Annotated in this window: 16 protein-coding genes and 1 riboswitch; of the genes, 4 read left to right on the forward strand and 12 right to left on the reverse strand. The window is 46.6% G+C overall.

Annotated elements, in window-relative coordinates:
* Window positions 1-71: 71 nt before the first annotated feature.
* Window positions 72-1,919, forward strand: a complete 1,848-nt coding sequence (locus DWX84_RS11150) for a glycoside hydrolase family 13 protein (RefSeq protein WP_008772777.1) — start codon at window positions 72-74, stop codon at window positions 1,917-1,919.
* A 102-nt stretch (window positions 1,920-2,021) separates the two neighbouring features.
* Here the strand turns inward: DWX84_RS11150 and DWX84_RS11155 are convergent, their stop codons facing one another.
* From DWX84_RS11155 to rimP, 8 genes are all read right to left on the reverse strand, one after another.
* Window positions 2,022-2,858, reverse strand: a complete 837-nt coding sequence (locus tag DWX84_RS11155; protein ID WP_121960647.1) for a GNAT family N-acetyltransferase — start codon at window positions 2,856-2,858, stop codon at window positions 2,022-2,024.
* Window positions 2,859-2,970: 112 nt separating this feature from the next.
* Window positions 2,971-4,323 (reverse strand): Fe-S cluster assembly protein SufD, encoded by a 1,353-nt coding sequence (gene sufD / locus DWX84_RS11160; protein ID WP_048927152.1) that lies wholly within the window; start codon window positions 4,321-4,323, stop codon window positions 2,971-2,973.
* Window positions 4,316-5,071: a Fe-S cluster assembly ATPase SufC gene (sufC, locus tag DWX84_RS11165; protein WP_005859388.1), complete on the reverse strand. Its 756-nt coding sequence runs from the start codon at window positions 5,069-5,071 to the stop codon at window positions 4,316-4,318. The genes sufD and sufC overlap by 8 nt, the downstream gene beginning before the upstream one ends.
* Window positions 5,072-5,113: 42 nt before the next feature.
* Complete coding sequence (sufB, locus tag DWX84_RS11170) at window positions 5,114-6,559, reverse strand: Fe-S cluster assembly protein SufB (RefSeq protein ID WP_005859390.1); 1,446 nt, start codon at window positions 6,557-6,559, stop codon at window positions 5,114-5,116.
* A gap of 30 nt (window positions 6,560-6,589) precedes the next feature.
* On the reverse strand, window positions 6,590-7,081 hold the full coding sequence (locus DWX84_RS11175; protein WP_005859392.1) for a CvpA family protein: 492 nt from the start codon (window positions 7,079-7,081) through the stop codon (window positions 6,590-6,592).
* A gap of 2 nt (window positions 7,082-7,083) precedes the next feature.
* Complete coding sequence (gene infB / locus DWX84_RS11180; RefSeq protein ID WP_121960648.1) at window positions 7,084-10,005, reverse strand: translation initiation factor IF-2; 2,922 nt, start codon at window positions 10,003-10,005, stop codon at window positions 7,084-7,086.
* Between the two features lie 20 nt (window positions 10,006-10,025).
* Window positions 10,026-11,291 (reverse strand): transcription termination factor NusA, encoded by a 1,266-nt coding sequence (nusA, locus tag DWX84_RS11185; RefSeq protein WP_005859396.1) that lies wholly within the window; start codon window positions 11,289-11,291, stop codon window positions 10,026-10,028.
* A gap of 4 nt (window positions 11,292-11,295) precedes the next feature.
* A complete protein-coding gene (gene rimP / locus DWX84_RS11190; RefSeq protein ID WP_005859398.1) occupies window positions 11,296-11,763 on the reverse strand; it encodes a ribosome assembly cofactor RimP in 468 nt (155 codons plus the stop codon).
* A gap of 237 nt (window positions 11,764-12,000) precedes the next feature.
* Window positions 12,001-12,111: riboswitch (TPP riboswitch) on the forward strand.
* Window positions 12,112-12,153: 42 nt separating this feature from the next.
* Here rimP and DWX84_RS11195 point away from each other — a divergent pair.
* From DWX84_RS11195 to DWX84_RS11205, 3 genes are read left to right on the forward strand one after another with little or no spacing between them, the layout of a single operon-like run.
* The gene (locus DWX84_RS11195; RefSeq protein WP_121960649.1) at window positions 12,154-14,352 is read left to right on the forward strand and encodes a TonB-dependent receptor; all 2,199 of its coding nucleotides are present in this window, start codon (window positions 12,154-12,156) and stop codon (window positions 14,350-14,352) included.
* 20 nt (window positions 14,353-14,372) lie between these two features.
* Window positions 14,373-14,960: a nicotinamide riboside transporter PnuC gene (gene pnuC, locus DWX84_RS11200; protein ID WP_121960650.1), complete on the forward strand. Its 588-nt coding sequence runs from the start codon at window positions 14,373-14,375 to the stop codon at window positions 14,958-14,960.
* Between the two features lie 17 nt (window positions 14,961-14,977).
* Window positions 14,978-15,637: a thiamine diphosphokinase gene (locus tag DWX84_RS11205; protein WP_121960651.1), complete on the forward strand. Its 660-nt coding sequence runs from the start codon at window positions 14,978-14,980 to the stop codon at window positions 15,635-15,637.
* Between the two features lie 80 nt (window positions 15,638-15,717).
* Here DWX84_RS11205 and DWX84_RS11210 read toward each other — a convergent pair whose 3' ends face one another.
* Genes DWX84_RS11210 through DWX84_RS11225 form a run of 4 tightly spaced genes read right to left on the reverse strand, consistent with a single transcriptional unit; the run spans window position 15,718 to window position 18,530 of the window.
* Window positions 15,718-16,098, reverse strand: coding sequence for a hypothetical protein (locus DWX84_RS11210; RefSeq protein WP_008779217.1), 381 nt, complete (start codon window positions 16,096-16,098; stop codon window positions 15,718-15,720).
* 51 nt (window positions 16,099-16,149) lie between these two features.
* Entirely contained in the window at window positions 16,150-17,634 is a 1,485-nt protein-coding gene (locus DWX84_RS11215) for a DUF3868 domain-containing protein (RefSeq protein WP_122297497.1), read from the reverse strand.
* Between the two features lie 8 nt (window positions 17,635-17,642).
* Window positions 17,643-18,200, reverse strand: a complete 558-nt coding sequence (locus tag DWX84_RS11220) for a DUF3575 domain-containing protein (protein ID WP_005859412.1) — start codon at window positions 18,198-18,200, stop codon at window positions 17,643-17,645.
* Between the two features lie 42 nt (window positions 18,201-18,242).
* The gene (locus DWX84_RS11225; RefSeq protein ID WP_122297496.1) at window positions 18,243-18,530 is read right to left on the reverse strand and encodes an HU family DNA-binding protein; all 288 of its coding nucleotides are present in this window, start codon (window positions 18,528-18,530) and stop codon (window positions 18,243-18,245) included.
* Window positions 18,531-19,294: the final 764 nt, after the last annotated feature.

Below are 19,294 nucleotides of genomic sequence, written 5' to 3' on the forward strand. Positions count from 1 at the left end.
GTTATTATCAATGGAATCCTTCTATCTTCGCGTATGTACAACCTTGTCATATAAATCAATAAACATATATCATGAACAGACATTTATTCTTGAGCCTTTTACTGGCCCTTTTCGCTTCCAGTACGCTTTCAGCCGATAACCTTAAAATCGAGCCGGCCTTCTGGTGGAGCGGTATGAAGAACCCGGAACTCCAGCTGATGGTGTATGGTAAGGATATCGCCGGATATCTCCCTAGCGTGAAATATCCCGGCGTACAGTTGAAAAGCTCGGTAGCGTTGGAAAGCCCGAATTACCTATTGATCTATCTGGACGTGGAAAAGGCCAAGCCCGGCAGGTTTGATATCACGTTCACGAAGGACAAAAAGAGTTTCAATTACTCGTATGAGTTGAAGGCCCGTAAACCGAACGCCGATCGGATCAAGGGGTTTGACTCTTCCGACGTGCTTTATCTCATCATGCCGGATCGTTTCGCGAACGGAGATCCCTCGAACGATCAAATCCCGATGCGTACCGCTTATAAGGTAGACCGTAACAGCCCGAACGCCCGTCACGGAGGCGACTTGGCCGGTATCGAACAGCATTTGGATTATATCGAAGATCTGGGCGTTACCGCTATCTGGCTGAACCCGGTATTGGAGAATGACATGGAGGGAGGCTCTTATCATGGATATGCCACGACGGATTATTATCGGGTAGACCCACGCTTCGGCACGAACGAGGATTACGTCCGCTTGATCGAGAAGACACACGAGCGGGGCATGCGTGTCGTAATGGATATGATCTTCAACCATTGTGGAAGCGATCATCCTTGGATGAAAGATATCCCTAGCCACGACTGGTTTAATAATCTCGATAACTACGTGCAGACCAACCACGATAAAGAGGCTTATTTCGATCCTTACGTGTCGGATTATGATAAGGAGACGATGCTGAACGGCTGGTTTGTCCCGAGCATGCCGGACTTGAACCAAAAGAACCCACATGTAGCCAAATACCTTATCCAGAACTCTATCTGGTGGATCGAGTATTGCGGCGTGGATGGTATCCGTCAAGATACGTATCCGTATGCCGACGTGGACATGATGCGGAATTGGTGTACGGAGGTCATGAACGAGTATCCGGAGTATAACATCGTAGGCGAGGCGTGGATGAACTACACGATCGGTTCCGCTTATTGGCAGAAAGGCAGCCGGTTGAACTTCGGACAGGATACCGAGCTGAAATCGGTAATGGATTTCCGCTTGATGGGTATCGCGAGCAAGGCGTTCCATGAGGAGACTGGGTATTCCGGAGGCTTGCATACGATCTTCGAGCATATGTGTTATGATTATGTATATCCCGATATCTATAACGTATTGCGTTTCTTGGAGAACCATGATACGGATCGTTTTCTTCCCTCCATGCCTAAGTCTGTCGATGATTTGTACGCGTTCAAGCAAGGGGTGACATTCTTGTTGACGATCCCCGGTATTCCCCAGCTCTATTACGGGCAGGAGTTGTTAATGAACGGCACCAAGGAGAAGGGAGACGGATATATCCGCTTGGATGTTCCCGGTGGCTGGCCCGGCGACAAGGTGAATCAATTCGAGGCATCCGGTCGCAGCGAGGTGCAAAATGACGCATGGAATTTCCTCCGGACTTTATTGAAATGGCGCAAGGGCAACGATATAATCGCTAAGGGCAAGATGAAACATTTCATGGTGAACCAAGGTGTCTATGTTTACGAGCGCAGTCTGGATGGCCGGAGCGTATTGGTCTTGATGAATGGCAGCGATAAGGAGGTGAACCTCCCGTTGGCCCGCTATGCGGAAGTATTGCGAGGTAAAACCTCCGGAAAAGAGATATTAACCGGAAAGGAGATTCCATTGGGAGACGAATTATCCTTGGCACCAAAAGGGATCTTCGTGCTGGAAATGTGATACCATTAGCCCCGATGATTTTTCATTCGGGGACCTATTTATAGATTACTAATAATTAAATCGGGAGGCCTCTTAAACCTCCCGATTTTCTTTTCATATATACTATTTTAATCTCTTTTCAAGAATCAATTGATGCCTGCATTGAATGCCGTTCTCCCAGATAGGCTCGGCATAGTTCCGTACGAAATAATCGCGATCTACGGCTACCAAGTCAAAGCCTTCCTGTTGATAAAGCATCATCGGGCCGGCGGCTGAGGTTCCGGTGCAAATACGCAAAAGCTCGACATCTTGAGCCGGAGCCCATTTATTAGATACATGCCGTAATAGTTTCCGGGCGATTCCTCGCCGACGGAAGATATCCGCCACGGCAAGATTCATGATCTCCGCCTTGCCACCCTCCTCCTTGCGAACCACGATCACGCCGGCAACGGAATTTCGTACCGTAGCGATAAAGCAATCCGAATCCTTTAGGTAAGCCTCTACTTTCTCCCGATCCGGATCGGCTTCCAGCAATAACTCATAAGGAGGGAATAAAGCTACTTGTATCTCCGGCTCCCCGTTAGCGACGATCTCTACTATATTTCCGTCAGGATCTCGGATTACACCCTCATAGTAACCATCCCCGGAAGTGCGGGTCTCACCGGCGATCGTGTATCCATCCATCCGGAAACGTTCGATCATTTGATCCACTTGCTCCTTCGTATCCGCATGAAAGGCCAGATGAGCCAAGCCGATATGATCCTTGTCGTAAGCCTCAGTAATATCTTGCCGTTGCATGATCTCCAAAGCGGGGCCACTCTCGAAAGAGACGAAATAAGAGGCGAACCCTTTCTTTGGATTCACATATTTCTCGTTACTCTTACCATTGAAATACTTTACATAGAAATCCCGTAAACGTTCCAGATGATTCGTCCACAAAGCGATGTGTGTTAATTGCATAAGTTGGTGGTTTTAATTTGTCACTGCCAAAGATATAAAAAAATCAGACATGGTTCCCTACATTATCGTCGGGATAATCCATGTCTGATTACTGTTTTCTTCTTATTTGCGATTATTTACAAATCCGGCAACCGGCGCATTTAGCCAGTTCACCGCGGAAACGTTTCTCTACCAGTTTATGCAAACGGTCTTTCAACGCCTCCAAGCGTACATGGTCGATCACGTCGGAAGTGAAAGCCACGCTCAATAACATACGGGCCTCGTCACGCGGGATACCGCGGCTTTGCATATAGAACAAAGCGTTCTCATCTAACTGACCGGTCGTCATACCGTGCGAGCATTTTACATCATCCGCATAAATCTCCAGTTGCGGCTTGCTATACATACGTGCCTCACGGGTAGCGCACAGATTACGGTTCGTCTGGTAAGCGGCGGTCTTCTGGGCATCCTCTTTCACCAAGATACGTCCGCTGAAGACACCTACGGCATGATCATTCAGTACGTTCTTGAACAACTCGTTGCTGGTACAATTCGGGACCGCGTGGGTAATATGGCTATAGGTATCCATCTGTTGCTCCTTGTCCAGAACGGACATACCGCATAAGGTAGACTCGGCATACTCGCCATTCAGTTCCACATAATAATTGTTGCGAGTCAAGCCATTCGTCAACGTAATACCGTTTATCAAGACATTGGTCGAGGCCGCCTGCTTTACGTGTACGGAAGAGAAACGGGTCGTAGACTCGCTGCTTTCTTCCAAATCATAATAATCAAAGCGAGCACCTTCCTCCGCAAAAATCTCAACCACTTGAGTCGCCAAGAATTTCACGTCGTCGATACTATGATCGCAAACCAATAGCTTCGCTTCCGAATGAGGTTCCATAATCACCAGAACACGACGGTTCGCCATCGTATCCACATCATTACGGAATATATTCACTAATTGGATAGGACGCTCAACTACGACATTTTTCGGTACATACACCACGAAACCATCTTGGGCTAACATCGTATTCAACGCGATAATACCATCCTTGCTACTCGGCGCCGCCTTTCCGTAATACTTGGAAGCGATCTCCGGATATTGCTCCGTAAAAGCCTTCAACCCTCCAGCATACACGCCTTCCGGCAAATGCGCTTTCGGTAAGTCCTTATCGTAAAACGTATCGTTCACGACAAAGTATAACGATGTGCTCAGGTTCGGCACGTCACAACGGAACACGTCATAAGGATTCACCGGGATAGCGACCCGGTTGATATTCAAACCGTAATCCGGAGCGAACGCTTGGGCTACATCCGTATATTTATAATCCTCGCTTCTCGTGGAGGGGAATCCGAGTCGCTCAAAGTTCGCCAAGGCATCAGCCCTAAGGGCATTCATCACCGGCGTACTATGACGACATACCAGATCCTCACATTGGGCGAAAAGATCGATATATTGTTGCTCGGCCTTCATATTACTCATCTCCCATCTCTTTCTTGATCCAGTCGTAACCTTTCTCTTCCAGTTCCAAGGCCAATTCCGGACCGGCGGTCTTCACGATACGGCCTTTGTAAAGCACATGAACCACATCCGGCTTGATGTAATCCAGCAGACGCTGATAGTGCGTGATTACGATAGCGGCATTCTCCGGAGTCCTCAACTGGTTCACGCCATGCGCTACGATACGCAAGGCATCGATATCCAAACCACTATCCGTCTCATCCAAGATCGCCAATTTCGGCTCTAACATCGCCATTTGGAAGATCTCGTTCCGCTTTTTCTCTCCACCGGAGAAACCTTCGTTCACGCTACGGCTGGCTAGTTTATTATCCAGCTCGACGATCGCACGCTTCTCACGCATCAATTTCAAGAAGTCCGTAGCCGAAACCGGTTCTAGACCGTTATATTTACGGTGCTCGTTCAACGCCGCACGCATAAAGTTCACCATACTAACTCCCGGGATCTCGACCGGATATTGGAAGCTCAAGAAAATACCCTCACGGCTACGATCCTCGGGAGAAAGATCCAGCAGATTCTTACCGTTGAAGATAACCTCTCCTTCCGTTACCTCAAAAGCGGGATTACCTACCAATACACTACTTAACGTACTTTTTCCGGAACCGTTCGGTCCCATGATAGCATGTACCTCACCCGCTTTCACCGACAGGTTGATACCTTTCAATATCTCTTTGCCATTTACGTTGGCATGTAAATTCTTAACCTCTAACATCTTTTCTAATTGAAAATTGAAAGTTGAAAATTGAAAATTATTCTATCCTACGCTGCCTTCCAGCGAGATCGTTAGTAATTTCTGAGCCTCGACGGCGAACTCCATCGGTAACTTATTCATTACCTCACGGGCATATCCATTCACGATCAAACCGACAGCCTCTTCTACCGAGATACCCCGTTGCTGGCAGTAGAACAATTGCTCCTCGCTGATCTTACTCGTCGTAGCCTCATGCTCCACGATCGCCGTCTCATTCTGAATATCAGCGTAAGGGAACGTATGAGCTCCACAAGTAGAGCTTAGTAACAAACTATCGCATTGGCTATGGTTACGGGCGCCTTCCGCACGGGCGGACACCTTTACCAATCCCCGATAGCTATTCTGGCTATGACCGGCAGAGATACCCTTGGATACGATCGTACTTTTCGTATTCTTACCCAGATGGATCATCTTCGTACCCGTATCGGCCTGTTGGTAATTATTGGTCACGGCAACCGAGTAAAACTCACCTACCGAGTTATCACCCGCCAAGATACAGCTCGGATATTTCCAAGTGATCGCCGAACCGGTCTCTACTTGCGTCCAAGAGATCTTGCTACCCTCACCTTTGCACAAACCTCGTTTCGTCACGAAGTTATAGATACCGCCTTTACCTTCCTTATCACCCGGATACCAGTTCTGTACGGTAGAATACTTCACCTCAGCACGCTCGTTCGCCACGATCTCCACGATAGCGGCATGCAATTGGTTCTCGTCACGCATCGGCGCCGTACATCCTTCCAGATAACTTACATACGCCTCATCGTCAGCGACAATCAAGGTACGCTCGAACTGTCCGGTATTAGCGGCATTGATACGGAAATACGTACTCAGCTCCATCGGGCAACGTACGCCCTTCGGTATATAAACAAACGAACCGTCCGAGAACACGGCCGAATTCAAGGCGGCGAAGAAATTATCACGATAACCAACCACGCTGCCCAAATACTTCTGCACCAAGTCCGGATGATGTTGTACAGCCTCGCTGAACGAACAGAAAATAATCCCCTTCTCCGCGAGATTCTCCTTGAAAGTAGTCTTCACGGAAACACTATCCATCACGGCGTCTACCGCCATTCCGCTTAAATGCTTCTGTTCTTCCAAAGGAATACCCAGTTTATCGAATGTTTTCAACAACTCAGGATCTACCTCATCCAAGCTCTTTGGTCCCTCTTTTTTCTTAGGGGCGGCATAATAGATAATGTCCTGATAATCGATCGGCGGGATATTCAAGTGAGGCCATGTAGGCATCTCCAACGTCTGCCAATGGCGAAAAGCCTTCAAACGGAACTCGAGTAACCATTCCGGCTCGTTCTTCTTGGCAGAGATAATACGGACCGTCTCCTCGTCTAATCCACGATGGATCACCTCCGTATCAATATCGGTAACGAAGCCGTATTTATAATCTCCGCTCGTTACCTCATTAATTATATGATTTGAATCCTGCATAATTAAAAATTAACCATTGATAAAAGCCCTTCATTCTCCTAATGAAAACAAATTATGTGGGAAAATTGTTGGTACTATTTGCTTCACGCTATAATAAAAACGAGATTCTATCTTTGATTGGCGATGAATCAAGACCGATCCGCGATCCACGAACTCCAGCGCGTTCAACAGCAAACTGGTAAAGACCAAAACGACCAGCAACCCGAAAAAACCACCAAACAAATGGTTGATAACGCTCAACGGTGTCGCCCCTACCACCTTGGTAACCAGTTCACCCGCTAGGATAAATACCCCCATAATCAAGATAAAACCCGCTATATAACTCAAGATCGTAACCCCTTCTTCCGGAAACCAACCCAACGCCAAGATATATCCTTTCAGCCAAGCCGCCGCTTTTCCGCAGAAAAAGATCGCGATCACTAGGGCTATAAGCGAAACAACCTGTTTGATGATTCCATCAAACAGGCCTTTCACAAATCCTATCCCTGCCAGACATAGCAATGTAATGTCCAACCAGTTCATCGTTATAACGTCTTCTTAATTTCTGTCTCTTCGTAAGCCTCGATCATATCGCCCACTTGGATATCGTTGAAGTTCGTAATATTCAAACCGCAATCCAAGCCAGCCACGACCTCTTTCGCATCGTCCTTGAAACGTTTCAAAGAGCCTAGCTCGCCGGCATAAATCACGATACCGTCACGTATCAAGCGGATCTTGTTCGTACGCTTGATCTTGCCTTCCTTAACCATACATCCGGCAACCGTACCGACCTTGGTGATCTTGAATACCTGCCGAACTTCCACATAAGCGGTAATCTCCTCCTTGATCTCCGGAGAAAGCATGCCTTCCATAGCGCTCTTCACCTCCTCGATCGCATCGTAGATGATAGAGTACAAACGGATCTCTACACCTTCCTTCTCGGCGTTTCTACGTGCTTGCAAAGACGGACGAACTTGGAATCCGATAATGATAGCGTTCGAAGCCGCTGCCAAAACCACATCCGACTCGGAAATCTGACCAACCGCCTTATGAATTACATTCACCTGAATCTCCTCGGTAGACAAACGGATCAAGGAGTCGGACAAAGCCTCTACGGAGCCATCCACGTCACCCTTCACGATCACGTTCAACTCTTGGAAGTTACCCACGGCGATACGACGTCCGATATCATCCAAGGTAAGCATCTTCTGCGTACGAAGACCTAACTCACGCTGCAATTGCTCACGACGGTTAGCGATCTCACGCGCCTCTTGCTCAGTCTCCAATACATTAAATGTATCACCGGCCTGAGGAGCACCGTTCAAACCGAGGATCAATACCGGCTCGGAAGGACCAGCCTTCTCCACCCGTTGATTACGCTCGTTGAACATCGCTTTGATACGTCCTTGATGAGTTCCCGCCAAAACGATATCTCCCATCTTCAACGTACCGTTCTCCACCAATATGGTAGATACATAGCCACGTCCCTTGTCCAAAGAAGACTCGATGATAGAACCAACCGCACGTTTTTTCGGATTCGCTTTCAAATCCAACAGGTCGGCCTCCAACAGTACCTTCTCCAACAACTCCTCGACACCGATACCTTTCTTAGCGGAGATCTCTTGACTCTGGTACTTACCCCCCCAGTCTTCCACCAAGTAATTCATATTCGCCAACTCCTCCTTGATCTTCTCAGGATTAGCATGTGGCTTATCGATTTTATTAATAGCGAAAACAATAGGAACACCGGCAGCCGAAGCGTGATTAATCGCCTCAATCGTCTGAGGCATCACATTATCATCAGCGGCCACGATAATAATCGCGATATCCGTCACCTTCGCGCCACGGGCACGCATAGCGGTAAACGCCTCATGACCCGGAGTATCCAAGAACGTGATACGGCGGCCATTCTGCAACTTCACGTTGTAGGCTCCGATATGCTGCGTGATACCACCAGCCTCACCAGCGATTACGTTCGCGCTACGGATATTATCCAATAAAGAAGTCTTACCATGGTCAACGTGTCCCATCACCGTTACGATAGGCGGACGGGCTACCCAATCCTCCTCGTTATCATCTTCCTCATCAGCGTTGATCGCCTCGACAACATCCGCGCTTACATATTCAGTCTTATAACCGAACTCCTCAGCCACGATATTGATCGTCTCCGCATCCAGGCGCTGATTGATCGAAACCATAAGGCCGATGCTCATGCAAGTACCGATAACCTCCGTTACAGATACGTCCATCATGTTCGCCAAGTCGTTGGCCGTAACGAACTCGGTCAGCTTCAATACCTTGCTTTCCAGTTCTTCCTGTTCCATCAACTCGTGCTCACGTTTCACAGCGGCGTCACGTTTATCACGACGGTATTTAGCCCCCTTATTATTCTTATTATTCTTGTTGGTCAAGCGAGCCAAAGTCTCCTTGATCTGCTTTTGAACATCCTCTTCACTAACTTCCGCTTTCACCGGCTTCTTCAAGCGAGGCTTACGGTCGTTATTCGGACGATCGTCACGATTCGGGCGCGGATAATTCGTACCCGGCGTATTATTCACGTCTACCCGATCTTTCTTGATACGTTTACGCTTCTTCTTAGCGTCACCTTCCTCACCCGGTTTAGCAGGAGCGTTCGGTTTAATCAAAGTCGGCGAATTCGGACTCTTATGAGGAGCGCCCGGACCGTTGCTATTATTACCCGGCCGATTGTTATTAAACTTTTGCTTCTCATCACGCTCTTTCCGCTTCTCCTCCTTCGTTTTCTTTTTCGGACGAGTCGATTGGTTAAGCGCATCCAAGTCAATCTTACCGGTTACCTTGATCTTTGACTCCAATTTAACCGAGTTCAAACGGAAAAGATTATCATCCTTTTCCTCGGTCTTCTCTACTTCCTGTTCCGGTTTCACACTTTCCACCTTAGGTTCCGCAACAACCGGTTGCTTCTCTACGGTTTTTTCTTTTTCCACTTCCACTACTATAACTTTTTCTTCTTTTTTCTCCGTGGGAGCCTGCGCAGGCTGCGCGGGTTTAACAGGAGCTTGAGCAGCGGGAGCGGCAGGCGCTTCCTTCACTTTCGGCTCTTCCTTTACCTTAGGCTCTTCTTTCACCTTCGGCTCCTCTTTAGCCTTCGGCTCTTCCTGCTGTTTTTTATGTTGTCCACCATCCAAATCGATATGACCCTTCATTACGATCTTAGGTCTGAATTCTTCCGGTATCACTGTCTTTATTTCCGCGGTCTTCTCTTCTTTCACAGAAGGAACCTCTTTCCGCATACGATCCGCCGCAAAATTACGATCTTTCTCTGGCAGATCCTTTCCAAACTCTTTTACGAGCAAAGCATACTGTTCATCACTGATCCTCGTGTTGGGATTATCCTCAACCGAGAACCCATTCCGGTGCAGGAACTCAACCACCGTGTTGATTCCCACGTTCAATTTTCTCTGTACTTGAATTAATTTTATAGGCATATCTAACTTTGTCGTAATACTTATTCGTTACCTTCATCTTCAAATTCCGCAGATAAGATAGCTAAAAGATCGTCCACGGTCTGTTCTTCCAGATCGGCACGTTCAATAATCTCATTGCGGTCCATAGCAAGGACGCTCTTCGCCGTATAGCATCCTATATTCTTCAGTGCGTCGATCACCCAGCTGTCGATCTCGTCGGAGAACTCATCCAAGTAGATATCCTCCTCGTCCGCTCCTTCGATATCACGGAATACGTCAATCGTATACTCAGTCAACATACAAGCCAACTTAATATTCAGACCGCCCTTACCGATCGCTAAAGAAACCTCCTCCGGACGTAGATAAACCTCAGCTTTCTTTTCCTCCTCATTCACACGGATAGAAGAGATCTTAGCCGGGCTTAAGGCACGCTGGATAAACAAAGAGAGATTTGAGGTGTAATTAATCACATCAATGTTCTCGTTTCTCAACTCGCGAACGATTCCGTGGATACGAGAGCCTTTCATACCTACGCAAGCGCCTACCGGATCAATACGGTCATCGTATGACTCGACAGCCACCTTGGCACGCTCTCCCGGGATGCGGGCGATAGCCTTAATCGTAATCAAGCCGTCATTAATCTCCGGAACCTCCAACTCAAACAACCGTTGCAAGAAGACCTTATCCGTACGGGAAAGAAGGATCTTCGGGTTGTTATTATAGTTATCCACACGTTGAACGATCGCACGTACGGTCTCTCCCTTACGATAGAAATCGGTCGGGATTTGCTCGGATTTCGGCAGTAGCAACTCATTACCATCGTCATCCAGCAACAGGATTTCTTTCTTCCACACCTGATAAACCTCAGCGGCGATGATGTGGCCGATTTTATCCTTATACTTAGCGTACAAGCTGTCTTTCTGCAATTCAAGTATCTTTGAAGCCAAAGTTTGGCGCAAGTTTAAGATCGCACGGCGTCCGAAGTCTGCGAAATGCACCTCGTCGGTCACTTCCTCGCCCACCTCACAGTCGGCATCGATTTTACGGGCCTCCGTCAACGTAAGCTGCAAGTTCTCATCCTCCAGTTCATCATCAGCCACAACCGTACGGTTTCTCCAGATCTCGAAATCACCTTTCTCAGGGTTGATAATCACGTCATAGTTCTCATCCGTGCCAAACATCTTGGCGATCACGTTACGGAACGAATCTTCCAAAACGCTAATCATCGTATCTTTATCGATATTCTTCAACTCCTTGAACTCCGCAAGGGTGTCAATCATACTGATTGTTTCCTCTTTCTTGGCCATAATCTTACTTGAATCTTATTAAGTATTTTGTATATTTTATTTCATCAAATGTATACGACTCATCCTCCACCACAGTCACCTTCCGCTTAGCGCCTTCCGGTTTCACCTTCTTCTCGACAGAGACAACCACACCGTTCTCGTCGGCAGATTTCAACACACCGGTCAGCTTCGAGCCGTTTTTCAACAGCATCTCCACCTCGTTTCCGATGTTCTTGACGTATTGGCGAAGTACCTTGAAAGGAGAAGTAATGCCGGCGGAGCCAACCTCCAGCTCATAATCCTCGACGTCACGATCCAGATGCTCCTCCAAATACCGGCTCAACTCGGCGCAATCATCAATGCTTACCGCTTCATCGTTATCAATTTCAACGACTATCAGGTTTCCCGGTTTAATCACCACGTCTACTAAATAATTGCTTGAAGAGGCTAGTTTTTCCTCTATTAATTGGCTTACCACTTTCTTTTCTATCATACACATATCTGTTAAGAACAAAAGAAGGGGACTACCCGCCCCCTCCTCAACTTCACTTAATCGCCCGCAAATATACAAAAAATCAATGAGTTCTCAAAATATCCTCATCTTTTTACAGAAAAAATTAATACGACACAAACCGGATTACTATCCATAGTAATCAGAATTAATATCTATAGAAATCTGATTTACTATTGATAGTAATATTTATTAACACTTTTATGCCTATCTTTGCTGCCGAATACGAAGGGGTGCTCGCAAAATCCTTCACGAAAGGAGCGGGCTGAGATCATACCCATAGAACCTGTACAGGTAATGCTGTCGTAGGGATTCATGCTTCTCCCATCCTTTCTATTCATCTATTTAGTTTTAAAGCAAAAAGATGAAAAGATGAAAAATGTATTGGTTATCTTGGCCGGCTCCTTGCTAGCTACAACCGTCAAGGCGCAAATGCCCAGTCCGGTCGACTCCTTGAAAATCTCAAAAGACGTATCTTTGGATGAAGTGGTTATTACCGCTACCAAAGTCGGGAAAGAAACCCCGGTAGCTTATAGCGACATCTCCAAACAAGAGCTAAGCAGCCGGAACAACGGGCAAGGTATCCCATTCCTTATCTCCCAATCCCCGTCTGTTATCATGACCTCGGATGCCGGAACAGGTATAGGTTACTCCGGTTTTCGTATCCGGGGTACAGACGCAAACCGTATCAATATCACGATCAATGGCGTACCGGTTAATGACTCCGAGTCTCATACCGTATTCTGGGCTAATATGGCCGATATAGCCTCCTCGGTAGAATCGATCCAGATCCAACGAGGCGCCGGAACCTCTACGAACGGAGCCGCAGCTTTTGGCGCTACAGTCGCCATGCAGACCGAGAAACCGTCCTTAAAGCCTTACGGCGAATATTCCGTATCAGCAGGTTCTTTCGGTACGCTGAAGCATACGGTAAAAGGCGGTACCGGATTACTTTACGATCATTTCGCTTTCGACGCCCGCTACTCCAATATCCGTAGCGACGGCTTTATCGATCGTGCCTCCGCCCGTATGAGCTCTTACTATGCCTCCGCCGCTTTCTATGCCGATAATACATTGATTAAATTCCAAGCCTTCGGAAACAGCGAGAAGACCTATCAAGCATGGAACGGTGTTCCGTCTTATTTACTTGACACAGATCGTAGCTATAATCCATGCGGAGAATATGAGGAAGATGGAGTGAAGAAGTTTTATAACAATCAGACGGATAATTATTGGCAACACAACTACCATTTAATGGCCAGCCAGCGTATCGGAGATTTCTGGAATATGAACCTGACCCTTCATTACACCGATGGTAACGGATATTACGAGGATTATAAATCGAAAGCCAAATTCAGCAGTTATAAGCTACCGGAATATATCGATCCGGAGGGTAATACCGTAAAAAAGACGGACCTTGTGCGCCGTAAATGGCTCGACAATTATTTCTATGGAGCCGTTTATAGCGCGAACTATCAACATGACAACACCCGCCTTACGCTGGGAACCGCCGTCAACAACTATGTAGGCGACCATTTTGGCCGGGTAATGTGGACCAAAAGCGCAAACGTCTTGCCACAACCGGATTACGAATATTACCGCAATACCGGTAAGAAATTAGACTACAACGCATACGCGAAATTGACCCAACGTCTTTCCCCTCTTTTCACCGGCTATCTGGACTTACAATACCGTGGGATCCATTACACCATTAAGGGAAACGATGACAAAGCCGAGGAAGAGCTGGACATTCATAAGAACTGGAACTTCTTCAACCCGAAAGCCGGTATAAACTTCCATAATAACGGCCATAACGCATTCGTCTCTTTCTCCGTCGCAAATCGGGAACCGAACCGTGACAATTTCACGGAGGCAGGCCCCGAAGAACGTCCTACCCACGAGACCTTATATGATTACGAGGCCGGTTATAGTTTTGGTAACAACCGTTTCCGGGTTGGAGCCAATCTCTATTTCATGGATTACAACAACCAATTGATCCTGACCGGCAAGATCAGCGAGATCGGCGAGGCCCTCACTTCCAATATAAAGGATAGCTACCGAATGGGCATCGAGCTTACCGGAGGTGTACAAATCACCTCTTGGCTGAATTGGAACGCAAACGTAACCCTCAGCCAAAATAAAATCAAGCATTTCGTGGAATACGTGGATAACTGGGATACCGGAGTACAAGAGATCAACGATCTAGGTACAACGAATATCGCTTTCTCCCCAGACCTAATCGCAAACAGCATGTTCGATTTCGCTTACAAAGGATTTATCGCTAGTTTCAACTCGCAAGTAGTAGGCCGCCAATACATAGACAATTCAAGCAGCAAGGATCGTTCCATCGATCCCTACTTTATCAATAGCCTACGTATCGGTTACGCCTTCCAGCCTAAGTTCATGAAAGAAATAACCCTAGACGTGACTATCAACAACCTCTTCAACGAGAAGTACGAGACCAACGCATGGGTATACTCGTATATCGAAAACGGCACACGTAAAAAGGATGACGGTTATTTCACCCAAGCTGGCACGAACGCCATGGCCAGGATCACCTTCAAATTCTAACTTAATTTTCAATTACTAAAATGGTTTGGCTAGAATACTTCGGAGTAATAACCGGTCTACTCTATCTCTTTCTAGAGATTAAACAACATAAGGCCATGTGGGTGGTGGGATTCCTCACCTCCCTCGTGTATGTATTTGTCTTCCTGTCCGCTAAGATCTATGCGGACATGGGATTGCAAACCTATTACGTAGGAATCAGCATATACGGTTTCTATCAATGGACCCGGAAGAAACATGAGACACACAAGGAAAACGACAGTCTTCCCTCCGACCGTATCCTATACACCCATCTGAGCCTTCCGCTTTTCGTGGGGATTATCGGAACATTGGCCGTTGTATTCGCCATCTTATGGTATCTCCTTCATCAATTCACGGACTCTCCCATCCCCGTAGGCGATGCGTTCACCACGTCGGTAGGCATTGTCGCTACTTGGATGCTGGCAAGGCGAATTATCGAGCATTGGATTTTTTGGGTAATCGTAAACCTCGTTTCCGTATATCTTTATTACCTTCGGGGCTTGTATCCGACGATGCTACTCTATTTTTGCTATGCGACACTAGCCATAGTAGGCTATTACAATTGGCGGAAGAAAGGGGAAGAGTTTTGAATTATGAATTTTGAATTATGGGAGATAATATGGAAAGTCTGGAAGGAGGATGTGTGATCGTAGCGAATGGGAGATTTCCTTCCGCTGAGTTACCCTTGAGATTATTAAAGGAAGCGAAAACGATTATCGCTTGTGATGGAGCCGTAAAGACACTTTATGAAAAGGGTATTCATCCGGACGCTATCGTAGGAGACTTGGACAGCATACCCGCCGGCCTGCGCGAACGCTACGCAGACCGAATCCATCATGTAGAGGACCAAGAGATCAACGACCTCACCAAATCCGTCCGTTTCGCCCATACCCAAGGCTATCGAGAAGTTCTCATATTAGGAGCTACCGGATTGCGTGAGGATCATACATTGGGAAATATATCCCTTCTTATGGACTATGCCCACTTATTCACGCAGGTGGAGATGTTATCCGACTATGGCCTTTTCACTCCTATCTTAAAAACAACAACCTTCGCTTCTTATCCGGGACAACAAATCTCCATTTTCGTTCTTTATCCCGAAGGAGAGATTAGTACGGAAGGACTCCGTTGGCCCATTCGCCGGCGAAAGCTCACCTCATGGTGGCAAGGAACTCTCAACGAGGCTTTGGGAGACCAATTCACCGTCACTCTCTCCCCGGATTGCCGGGTAATCATTTACAGGGAGGCATCCCATACAAAAGAATAGTCCTGAAAAGTATCACTACTTTCCAGGACCCTTACACCCCTCAACTTTACATGCTTAAATAAGAAGCGTTCGCTTCCTTATCAAGCAGATAATTTTTTTAACTCATTCTCTTTCCATTCGGAAAAACCTTCTACCCTATCCCTTATCTGGAACTGTAGCTTATCGTCGGCAACCAACTTCAGCACAGCCGTGGGAGAAAGCGGCAAATACATATCATTCACGGCGAAAAAAGCCTTCAGTAAGACCACATCATAGTCGCTGCGGATCACTTCTTTCTTTAATACAACCGGTACCTCCATCTGAGTCAGATAATAGGCTGAACGTTCGTATGCGCACCAAGCATCTCCTTCCAGATACAGATAGACACTGTTTGGATTATCTACCTCATGAGGCAGAACCAACTCTACTACATCTGATGCTTGTTCCATATAAAAGAAATTATTATTAATATTTGTCTTCATGACATTTACAAATTAAGTGCCTTCTGCCCTATACCTAGGGAGGAATAGCTATCATTTTACAGCGTTGAAACTATCAAATACCGCATTATCCTCTATTTTCTTGCGCAATTCCTCTAAATTTATCGCCGCGGCCTTTACACCCATATCCTGAGCCTGCTTCAATAGGGTCTCCGCTTCTGTCAAATCACCGGTCAACATACTTAACACTCCTTTTGCGTGAACCGCCTCCGGAGCGTTCCCCGCCTTCGCCAAATAGTTCTTAGCGGAAGCATAATCACCCTTGCCCATAGCGATATTCGCAGCGTTAAGATTCGCTACCGGATCATTCGGGAACATACGGACAGCAATATCAAATACATTATCATATTCGTCACTACCGATCTCATAGCTGTTAGCCACCGCGAACATCTCCCCTAAACTTAGCTGTTGCGGACGAGTCTTGATGATCTCACGCCCCTCATCCACCGTAAACTCACGCACCGTATAATCAATCTTATATTCCGAACGACGTAACGAAGGGAAAATATCTTTCAACACATAACGGAAAGCGGCGCCACCACCCAAGGCACGTAACTTAGCCTCCTTGCGATCCGGATCATCCGAGCTATCGATAATCGCCAATACCTCGCTACGATTCGGCACATTCGGATCGGCCTCTACCTTTTCCTTAAAACCGACCCAATCTTCCGGTTCCGAGCTCATCGTGAAAAAATCAGCCTTGAAGTCATTCTTCTGGCGGATATAGTCACGTAACGCTTTGACACGATTATCCGCCAATTTCTTATTACTAGCGTAAGAGCCTTCCGGTGAGGCATATCCTTTCAGTACGATACCTGTCGGTTTCACGTTCTTATCCTCTGTAACGGTACGGATCGTATTATTGATCTTCGCCAACTCCACCGCATTATTACGGAAATCAGGAAGAATCTGATATTTACCCACTTGGAAGTCCAAGAAAGCCGTACCAACTTCCGCACGATGCTTCTCCGTCTCTGCCATCGGCGTGATATAAGAGAATGTAGGCTGAACCTCATAGCGCTTATCCGGACGACGACGAATCTTGTCCGCGATCAATAACGGACTACCGGCCTCTTCCTTACCGCAACCGCATAGATTCGGGTCTAACACGACACGTGCGTCTTTCATCCAATCCTCAAAAGGCACGGCGGTTTTATAACTTACCACTTGATCTTCCTTATCGGCTTTCAAGATAGTATAATGAGGTACGTCGTTCAAATTATCTAAAGCGACCTCACGGTTATATACTTTCTGGCGGATACGTCCGTTCACCAAAATAGAAGGAAGCCCCTCTTTTTGCGAAGCCGACTCCAAGACGGGGGTCAGTTCCAAATAGCTACGGGATTTCACCGCATCGCCACTTACCGTCACCACGGCATCGATATACACCGAGTCGCCCTTCTGTACCACGTCGTTACAAATCACTTTAACCCCATCCGAGGCAGTCTGTCCCATGATTGCCGGAGACACGACGGCCATCATAGCCGCCATCATATATGTATTTATCTTCTTGTTCATCGCTTGGGTCATTTAATAAAATAAATAATAGAAATAGCGGCTTTCGTAACCCCGAAATAATCTTTCGTATCGCTTTTCAATACGGTTCCGCAAGTGGCACAAGGATATTTATCATAATCCAGATGCGCCCAACCAATACCCAGCACGGCTTCCATGCTCCACCGGTCGCTCAACAACCACTGATAGCCATAAGAAAGTCCGGCTCCATACAAATTACCTTGATACCGATGATTCTCCATATTCTTGCTCAAGAACTTCAGACCTCCAACATTGTAATCCGCATAGTGCGCATGCAAGCCGAAGAAATGTCCGTTGAACTTCTCGCACAACCAATAACGAGCTTCTGGTTGTACCAGCCAATGTTTCATACGAGCCTCATCGCCAAACTTCCATCCATTATAGTTGCCGGATAGATCTAGCGACCACTTTTTCGCCAAGCCAACCTCTACGCCCAAGTTGATCGTAGCAGTCGCATCATAGAGCAAGTTCGACTTCACCGCGAACTTCTGGCCGTAAACGCCTGTCGTAGCTACCAAGAGCAGGACTAGGAAAAGAATTCTCTTCATATCGAATATTTTTTCGTTTTTATTATACATTCATGAATGCCTTCACTTCGACAAGCTCGCATTCAACCGTTTAAGTAATAACTTACCAGGCTTAAACTTCACGCTTCTACGAGCTCTTATCATATAAGCCACTCCATTCCTAGGATTTCTGCCGATCCGTTCGGTTTGTTCCCAAGCGGAGAACGTCCCAAAGCCCAATAGCATCAAAGAACCATCACTTTCCAAAGCCTCTGTTGTAGTCTCTTCCCAAGCTTGAACAAAGCGCATCGCCTCCGCTTGCGTAACCGACAATTTATCAGCCAATGTTTTCACGAGTTCTCTCCTATTCATCCCTTTCACTTTTAATTTGCATCACAAAAATAGATTATAACATTTCTTAGCACGATAGGTGTGAGTTTCAACTTTAAAGGGTAAACCTACCAACTATCCTTGATTGATAAGAACACCTATTCATTTCAAAGAAGGTGATAGGAACACCGACACTTTATAAAGACAGCAAGGGGCAGACTTGTGTAAGCCTGCCCCTTATCAGTCATACTGTATTTATCAGACTCGGATTCTATTAACACCATCAATCCGCATCATCCACTTCTAATTCTTAATCTCCTCCTTGCGGATAAGGTTCTCAAGGTCATTCACTTCCTCCAAGGAAAACCCCGTAGATTGGGCGATCACAGCCGGATCCGCCCAAAAGTCTTACCTGTTTGCTCGTTTGCCAGAACCACGTCCGTTCGCCATGAAGGGAACTCGGGAAGGCTGAAGTTCAGAAAACGTATCTATGTCGTAAAGGTAAGGACTATTTTCCGAATAAAAAATCTCGTCTAGATAAAATAAGCCATTCATATCACTTTAGTATCAAAGATCAACCTGTTAGCCAAACGAACATTATCTGATCCTTTTGATCAATATAAGACGCATATCGTGGCATTCCCTTTTAACGAAAGCCACACAATAAAGACATGGAGCGCCGCTTTATTCATGTTTTAGGATAAAAAAGGACGGTTTTCAACGCACATTAGGAGGCAAAAGCCTACACATACGGTGGCGTTGGGCATCGTAAGCGGTCGCTAATAGGGTTATAAGCGGTCGTGAAT

It is taken from the genome of Parabacteroides sp. AF21-43, from assembly GCF_003635435.1.
GTDB classification, from domain to species: Bacteria; Bacteroidota; Bacteroidia; order Bacteroidales; family Tannerellaceae; genus Parabacteroides; species Parabacteroides distasonis.

What these genes read in the sequence shown, in the direction of transcription:
- DWX84_RS11150 (WP_008772777.1), top strand. Translation starts at nt 72, where the DNA reads ATGAACAGACATTTATTCTTGAGCCTTTTACTGGCCCTTTTCGCTTCC.
- DWX84_RS11155 (WP_121960647.1), bottom strand. Translation starts at nt 2,858, where the DNA reads ATGCAATTAACACACATCGCTTTGTGGACGAATCATCTGGAACGTTTA.
- sufD (WP_048927152.1), bottom strand. Translation starts at nt 4,323, where the DNA reads ATGAGTAATATGAAGGCCGAGCAACAATATATCGATCTTTTCGCCCAA.
- sufC (WP_005859388.1), bottom strand. Translation starts at nt 5,071, where the DNA reads ATGTTAGAGGTTAAGAATTTACATGCCAACGTAAATGGCAAAGAGATA.
- sufB (WP_005859390.1), bottom strand. Translation starts at nt 6,559, where the DNA reads ATGCAGGATTCAAATCATATAATTAATGAGGTAACGAGCGGAGATTAT.
- DWX84_RS11175 (WP_005859392.1), bottom strand. Translation starts at nt 7,081, where the DNA reads ATGAACTGGTTGGACATTACATTGCTATGTCTGGCAGGGATAGGATTT.
- infB (WP_121960648.1), bottom strand. Translation starts at nt 10,005, where the DNA reads ATGCCTATAAAATTAATTCAAGTACAGAGAAAATTGAACGTGGGAATC.
- nusA (WP_005859396.1), bottom strand. Translation starts at nt 11,291, where the DNA reads ATGGCCAAGAAAGAGGAAACAATCAGTATGATTGACACCCTTGCGGAG.
- rimP (WP_005859398.1), bottom strand. Translation starts at nt 11,763, where the DNA reads ATGATAGAAAAGAAAGTGGTAAGCCAATTAATAGAGGAAAAACTAGCC.
- DWX84_RS11195 (WP_121960649.1), top strand. Translation starts at nt 12,154, where the DNA reads ATGAAAAATGTATTGGTTATCTTGGCCGGCTCCTTGCTAGCTACAACC.
- pnuC (WP_121960650.1), top strand. Translation starts at nt 14,373, where the DNA reads ATGGTTTGGCTAGAATACTTCGGAGTAATAACCGGTCTACTCTATCTC.
- DWX84_RS11205 (WP_121960651.1), top strand. Translation starts at nt 14,978, where the DNA reads ATGGGAGATAATATGGAAAGTCTGGAAGGAGGATGTGTGATCGTAGCG.
- DWX84_RS11210 (WP_008779217.1), bottom strand. Translation starts at nt 16,098, where the DNA reads ATGAAGACAAATATTAATAATAATTTCTTTTATATGGAACAAGCATCA.
- DWX84_RS11215 (WP_122297497.1), bottom strand. Translation starts at nt 17,634, where the DNA reads ATGAACAAGAAGATAAATACATATATGATGGCGGCTATGATGGCCGTC.
- DWX84_RS11220 (WP_005859412.1), bottom strand. Translation starts at nt 18,200, where the DNA reads ATGAAGAGAATTCTTTTCCTAGTCCTGCTCTTGGTAGCTACGACAGGC.
- DWX84_RS11225 (WP_122297496.1), bottom strand. Translation starts at nt 18,530, where the DNA reads ATGAATAGGAGAGAACTCGTGAAAACATTGGCTGATAAATTGTCGGTT.